Origin of the sequence: Halorientalis sp. (assembly GCF_028275115.1) — an archaeon.
Classification (GTDB): domain Archaea; phylum Halobacteriota; class Halobacteria; order Halobacteriales; family Haloarculaceae; genus Halorientalis.
This window is the reverse complement of record NZ_JAQCNH010000023.1, coordinates 80,807-87,671: the sequence shown is the minus strand read 5'-3', so window position 1 is coordinate 87,671 and position 6,865 is coordinate 80,807. Positions and strand designations below refer to the sequence as shown.

The window sequence follows — 6,865 nt, the reverse complement described above, 5'->3', positions numbered from 1 at the left end:
CACCCTCCTGTTCCAGCAGTCGATTCAGCATCGCCGTCCCTGAGTAGATTCCCGCAGTCAGGGACGGGAACGCATCGTCGGGGGAGATGTCCCAGTACCCCAGTCCGTCGTCGATGGAGTTGCGAAAGCCCTCCGCCTCGTCTTCGGGCTTGTCTGTGCTTTGCCGACGGTGAACCCGCCATCGGCGTCGATGACGATGGTGTCCGTCAGCGTCCCGCCTGCGTCAATCGCCAGTATTTCTGGTTGGTGCTTGTCCGCGGACATCCCCTAATCTTTGGTAAACATTAACAATAAATCTACTCCCGTAGGAAGCCCCGTTGTTTGGACCAGGCGAGGATGTCACCTAAGTCTCGCTGAGGAGGTCTGTAAGTTGTATAGGCACGTCTCGCTACAGCCACCTCACCTTTCAAACTCGCTCCACTGGACAGCGCCGAACGAATGAGTCTGTACTGAAAGTATTACTTTGTGTCGGAACTGTCATGTACACATGGGACGGCGCTGGCGAGTCGTTCTCGCGACGCTCTGTGTCGAAGCGGTAGCAGTAGCGACGGTTCCGGTGTACGGTGCGCTCTCGCTCGTAGCTGTTGCCATCGTCTACTGGATTGACCTCGGTTTCGTGATCGCCCGAACGATGGTACGGCAGCTTGTCGGGGGCGAGACGACGGTCGTGGATCCGCCGCAGGCCGTTCCGCCGTTCCGGTTGCTCCAGTACAAACGCGGCACGCTGGATGTCTCCGCATCTCTGCCGCCTATATATCTGCGAAGTCTTCCAACGGTGCTGTTTAGTCTGTCGATACTGCTCGCCTCGGCTCTCAGCACGGGTGTCGTACTCGTTGTGAGTATCCCCGAGCGGTTCTGGACTGATCCGATGACGCCGCTCGTACTCGCGGGAGCGACAGTCGCGGCAGCGACGAAGTCGTGGTTGATCTACACGGATCACGTCGACCGAAACGGCGTTGAAAACGCTCGCGAGACCGGATTTCTCGCCAGAAAGAGACAGCTAGCAGTGCTCGTGTACGCGCCACTGCTGTACATCGCGGCCGACTTTACCACCAGCGTACCGGCGGAACCGGAGGGAGTAAACACAGTTGTCTTCGCTGTCTCTGTGCTGATACTGCTCCGTATCGGCTATGGGATTCGCGCGTCCCGTCCGTTGTCGGACCGAAGTGACACGCTCGGTCGCGTTGTGTCGATACTTTCGGATGAGCGACCAGCTGCAACGCCCAGTCTGCCCTCAATACCGGACGGGCAGCCACACGAGACGACCGAGCCAGTGGCACGGTCGGTTGCCGCGGCGGGATTTCTCAATGCGCTCACAACCGGCGGCGTCGTCGACGGCCGGTTCAGCGGCCCCGGACTGAGCCTTCGGGTGATGGGATTCCTGTTCGTGTTCGTTCCGGGGACGCTCGCCGCCGCTAACGGGTCGCGGACATTCCAAGTGGTCGTCGTCTGCGTGGTCGTCTCGGCTATCGTGTTCTGGCTGCTGAGCACAGTTCATATGGCGCTGACGTTCGGCGAGATCGAGTATCGGCTCTACGACTCCGCCGTGGTCGCGTACGACCGGCGTCTCGAAGAGCCCCAGTGGTCGGTTCCGTACGACAACATCAAGACGGTCTCAGTTGAGCGAGGGCCGTTCAACAGTCCGCTCTGGCTGGACAGTGGAACCGTGGCGATGGCCCTGACCGACGACACGGCACCGATGCCGGACGAGAAGGGACGGGCCTCGATTCTGTTCGTGACCGACCCCGAGATCATCAGTGAACGAATCAGTACTAACGCTAGGGACGCACAGCGTCATGTTCGTTTCCAGTAACTTCGGCCAGCTTCTGGACGGCAATACCCGATGAAGTAGCCGAAAATAGGTGCTGTATCCTCTCCATGCGCCTCCCGTTCGGCCGGCATCCGCTGAGGGAAGGGGACTTAGCGCCTCCAGTTGAATCCAGCTATCGTTACACTGCCATATCGGAGTAAATTCCATACAGTGTCCATCCGAGAGTCGAGACTGCGACGATAGCGCCAATAGCTGTGGCGGTAGTGCTACCGGAACACTTGAACGACCACGGCGATCAGCGCAGCGACCGCTCCGATGGCTCTGATCGCTTCTGAGTCCGAACAGTCTATTCACGCCCTTTTGAAACAGTTACCTAATCCTGCAGTCGTGATAGGACTGCTTGTGAGTACTGTCTTCTGACAGTGGAGCTATCTTCGCCCTACTGGAATTCGAAATCAATCTGGTTCCATGTTTTGTCTGGGTGATTGCCATTCTTGATGGCTCGTTCGGGAGTTGAAATGTCGATTGAATCGACGAATGACCCTTTGACCGCAATGCGCATACCATCTGGAGAGCTGTTCCGATGCCGAAAGCGTGGATATACCGATGGCCTCCGACTGCGTCTCGGAGCGACTGAATTGCGTCAGTTTAAGATTGAGGGGTATCGAACGGTTGCAGTCCACCGAGCGCGAGGTGTGAGAGTTGGCTATCAAATTTAATATAGGTTTTGTACTCGTAGTGACACAGTGGCTGAAGAACGCACACGGCGAGAGCGTTGCAACTCGAGTCACGATAGAGTGAGATACACTTCTGAACTGACTGATGAACTTTTTTATGCCCTCCGAGGAACTCCTCTGGTACGACGCAGTCTGCATTAACCTCGATAGTAGCAGATAGAATATCCCGATTTGTTACATCGGATCGATTACTTCATCTTCATCTTCAGGACCGAACGGCCTCAGAAACCATTCCGAGAATACGAACGTATTTTCGACCGCAGCAAGTGTCTGTAGTGTCTTGACTCCGAGTGTGATGTCTGATTCTTGTGTTGGAGAGAGTAGGCGTAGGGCCTCATGCTCCCCATCCTGAACCTTCGAAATAGTGATTCTAGAGTACTCGTTCGCCACAGTAAGCATATTCGCATCCGAAACCGGAGTTCCACCACTGGGGTCCGTCGGGTCCGCTGCTATCTGATCGGATGCCTCCAATAGTGCAGCCAAAACGCTTCGGTCGGGATACCACGTGAGACTTTCTAATAATAAAGCATCAAAATTTGTACTGTCAGTGCCGTCAGATATCTTCACTCTTTCACCTTTTGAAACTACCTTCTCTACCAGGATACTATGCGTTCCATCGGACAGTTCTATTGAATCGCCGTACTGTAGTGACATCGTAATTAAAGTAGTGGGAGGGTGATATTTTTTGTACTCACGATACTATCTTCAAAGAAGACGGTCCTGTCTGCTATCTTAAATCCGGCTTCCCCCCTCTGTAGCACTGTGTCCCGGCGCGCAGACAGGGTGTCGTTTTCAGGCGTATCCCCGTAGCTCCGGTAGACATGTTGATTATTCGTGACGGTGTAACTCTCCTCAGTCACTTCAGTAATACGGACGTTACCAATAACATGACGAATCCGTGAACGGGGATTCTCTGACCATGCGTATGACTTTTTTAGCCGACCGACCCGCTCACGAATCATATCGTAATTATCTCTGAGATAGTATCCGTTCTCACTGAACTCCGATTGCTCCGTACCGGGGTGGGTGTAGGTCCGAATAGGAACTTTGATCATGATATCTTCGGTAAGCAGTGCCAGCCAGTCCTTTAGCTGAAACGTGTCGAGAAGTTCAGCCTCAGCGTACAAGAACTGCTCAACCCGGTGTTGTGTATCGGGCGATACTGAGTCTGACCGAGGCGGCGTAGTGGATTCTCTCATTGCTCTCCAGAATTGGCTCCCGTTTCTTCCCTGCTCATCTGCTCGTACCAACTGCTGAGTAGTGTGCGCGTCCCTCGTTCGTCGTAGAACCCGCCGTTGGTAGTCACCTCCCCCGGTCCGTGCATTGGGTCCTCGAGAATTTCAACTTCGTCGCTCATACCGTCCATTCCCTGCTGCATGTTCCCTTTCGACTCTCGGATATCGAGGGTCATTGACTTCGTGGACTCGGAGATTCCCTCCCAGATTGTGAGGTCGTCCGACTCAAAAGCGCCCCCTGCGCTGAGGCTCTCCCACCCACGGTGTGATCGCTCCATGAACGCATCATTATCCTCGTACTCTTCGGGAACTAACCACCAGCTAATAACTTCGACCTCGCCCGGCCCGCGAGGTTGCCATTTGCGGATCGCAGCCCACGGGCCACCCCAGCCACCGGACTGTACCGCGTGCACCACGGTTGTATTAGGGAATATCGTACCAAAGTAGAACAACGACCGCCGGAACAATTCCGTCTGTTCCTCGCTGAGATCCGAGTTGAAATGCTCCGTGATGTCATCAGGATATCCCATATATGTCTCCCGATCGTTCGTAATCTGGTAACTAACAGCTGCATTATCAGTACAAGCTAAGTGATTAAATTCTCCTCTCCGGTTGTCTGGAAGCTTCTTCCATGGCCCCCGATCGAGGTCATCAGTCTCTTCAGCCGCCTGATGGGTGGCGAAGACGTGGTAGTTATCACCGCCAAAGTTGTCCGCTGACGTCTTCCAGTTGTGGTTCGCCTGCCAGCGATGCGCATCAGTCACGACGGTCATTCCTTTCTCGGTCGGATCTAAAATGAGCTCAAGATACCACTTGAAATCGCCCAGATACTCCTCCAACGACGGGCCCTCGTCGACGATGCGTCCAAATATCAGTCCTTTGAACGTATCCAAGTATGCTGACTCGAGTTCAACATCCTCAGGGTCAAGTCCCTGATACGCTTCAGCCTTTTTTGGCATTCCTTGAAGCGTGCCGTCGTTACTGTACGTCCACCCATGATATGGGCACCGAAAGTGTGAGGTGTTGCCTTTGTCGGCCGTACAGAACTGTGCCCCTCTGTGCATACAGCTGTCAAGAAATGCCTGAATCTGTCCAGTCTCATCCCGGGTAAGAATGTACGGATCCTCACCAATGTACCGTCGCACGTAATCACCGGGCTGCTCAATTTCAGACATGTGACCTAAATATACCCACGAACGTGCAAAAATGCGCCGCAGTTCCGCATCGTAGATATCTTGATCGTTAAATATTTTTAACGGAAAACTTCCTTCATCTATCCCGCTGCCCGTCTGCTCAATCATACGCTTGACGCGACTACTGTACTCCGAGTTACTAGATGATCCCATACATAGCATGTGAAGACACGCATCTTAAAACTTTTTACCGCTAAAGTTAAAAATTATTACACTCCAGAGCCGTCGTGATTAAATTCCTGCCAGAAGTACTATCAAGAGCGGACGGATGCAACCGTACATAAGAATTACCAAATCATACACTGTAACTCCGCAGGGGATTTATAATCTGTGAGTAACAAGGGCTGAATATCGTGGAAATTAGCACGGACCTGAAAAAACATATACGCGCACACAGTTCACAAAAATTGGAAGAGTGTGATGGCTGACAGTATAATCGCGAACGGAGTAGTCGTAACGCAGGACTCTGAGCGCAGAGTGCTTACAGATGGGGCTGTAGTCGTAGAGGGGAGTGAAATCGTGACGGTAGGCCCTACAGAAGACATTACCAGTAACTATGACGCGGACAAAATCATCGATGCCGACGGATGTGCGGTTATTCCTGGGCTGATAAACGCTCACACGCACGTTTCAGATATTCTAATTCGAGGCGCGTTTAATCCAGACCGTGGACTGTTTGATTGGCTCTACAATGTTAAACGCCCGTGTGTGCTCCGCATGGATGCGGACGAGCAGGAGATTGCAGCGAAACTCTACTGTACAGAAGCGATACAGTCAGGAATAACAACTTTCGTTGAGAATCATACGGAGGTTATTTGGGACGACACAGAGACGATTGAATCCAAACTACAGGTTTATGATAAAGCTGGTATTCGGAACATCTACGCTGCTGGTGTCAATGACTTAGCACCTGACGATGCGTTTCAAACTGTTCTGAAAAACATCAAGTCACGGGAACCGGAGACAAATCACGTCCCGGACGATCAGCACGTTTATTCCACGGCCGAGGCACTCGATGAAGTCGAATCTCTCATCGAAAAGTATCACCAGACGGCCGATGGCCGGCAGTCAGTCTGGCCTGCGCCAGTCGTGATACCGAACGCCTCGAAACGTGTGTTGCGCGAGTCCTACGAGATGGCAGAGCGTTTTGACGTTATGACGACGCTACACGTCGCCGAGAGCGAAATCGAAGAACAAAATGGCACTCTCTCAAGTGTCGAGTATTTACGAAACGCTGGTTATCTAGGTGAGCGGGCACTTTTGGGCCACTGTGTCCAAATCGACGACTACGATATTCGGATTCTCGCACGTACGGACACTGCAGTCGCACACAACATCATGGCAAACATGCGATTAGCAACCGGCTTTGCCCCAGTTGTCTCGATGCTCGAGAATAATGTGACAGTCGCTCTCGGGACAGACAGTGCAGTCCTCAGCGATACGGTAAATATGTTCAACGACGTTCGATTCGCTTCCAGCGGGCATAAAGGACACCATCGAGAAACAGATGCTGTCTCTGCACAGGAGGCGTTTGACATGGCAACAGTGCGTGGTGCGGAGGCGATTGGTCGAGCGGATGCTATCGGCTCTCTTGAGGCCGGAAAAAAGGCCGATATCGCAATCGTCGATCTCAATCATCCGCATCTCACCCCCCATCCTGATCCGGTGTCTGCACTCGTTCACAACGCGCAGGGATTCGAGGTGGACACATTGATGTGTGACGGCAATATCATTATGTCCGGCCGGACTATACAGTCACTTGAGGAGGGTCTCGATTCAATTCTCTCTCGCGCAGCGGTAGTCGCAGAGAAGGTTACCGAGCGCGCTGAAATCGGCTAAGTTCCCGGGTACAGCTGAACAGCCACAGTTGTGTTCAATAAAAAGTACCGCTACGGATTGCAACAGCGATCATACTGACACAGCCATCAA

General features: G+C 53.0%; 5 protein-coding genes. 2 read left to right on the top strand and 3 right to left on the bottom strand.

The window, feature by feature from the left end; translation table 11 throughout:
• Nucleotides 1-487: 487 nt before the first annotated feature.
• The gene (locus Q0964_RS03435) at nucleotides 488-1,813 is read left to right on the top strand and encodes a hypothetical protein (protein ID WP_299263428.1); all 1,326 of its coding nucleotides are present in this window, start codon (nucleotides 488-490) and stop codon (nucleotides 1,811-1,813) included.
• Between the two features lie 869 nt (nucleotides 1,814-2,682).
• Here Q0964_RS03435 and Q0964_RS03430 read toward each other — a convergent pair.
• Genes Q0964_RS03430 through Q0964_RS03425 form a run of 3 tightly spaced genes read right to left on the bottom strand, consistent with a single transcriptional unit; the run spans nucleotide 2,683 to nucleotide 5,044 of the window.
• A complete protein-coding gene (locus tag Q0964_RS03430; RefSeq protein WP_299263426.1) occupies nucleotides 2,683-3,162 on the bottom strand; it encodes a hypothetical protein in 480 nt (159 codons plus the stop codon).
• A gap of 5 nt (nucleotides 3,163-3,167) precedes the next feature.
• Complete coding sequence (locus Q0964_RS18420; protein ID WP_414652126.1) at nucleotides 3,168-3,707, bottom strand: aromatic-ring-hydroxylating dioxygenase subunit beta; 540 nt, start codon at nucleotides 3,705-3,707, stop codon at nucleotides 3,168-3,170.
• Nucleotides 3,704-5,044, bottom strand: coding sequence for an aromatic ring-hydroxylating oxygenase subunit alpha (locus Q0964_RS03425; RefSeq protein ID WP_299263439.1), 1,341 nt, complete (start codon nucleotides 5,042-5,044; stop codon nucleotides 3,704-3,706). The genes Q0964_RS18420 and Q0964_RS03425 overlap by 4 nt, the downstream gene beginning before the upstream one ends.
• A 312-nt stretch (nucleotides 5,045-5,356) precedes the next feature.
• On the opposite strand from Q0964_RS03425, the gene Q0964_RS03420 reads away from it, so the two are divergent.
• The gene (locus Q0964_RS03420) at nucleotides 5,357-6,775 is read left to right on the top strand and encodes an amidohydrolase (RefSeq protein WP_299263437.1); all 1,419 of its coding nucleotides are present in this window, start codon (nucleotides 5,357-5,359) and stop codon (nucleotides 6,773-6,775) included.
• The last annotated feature ends 90 nt before the right edge of the window (nucleotides 6,776-6,865 follow it).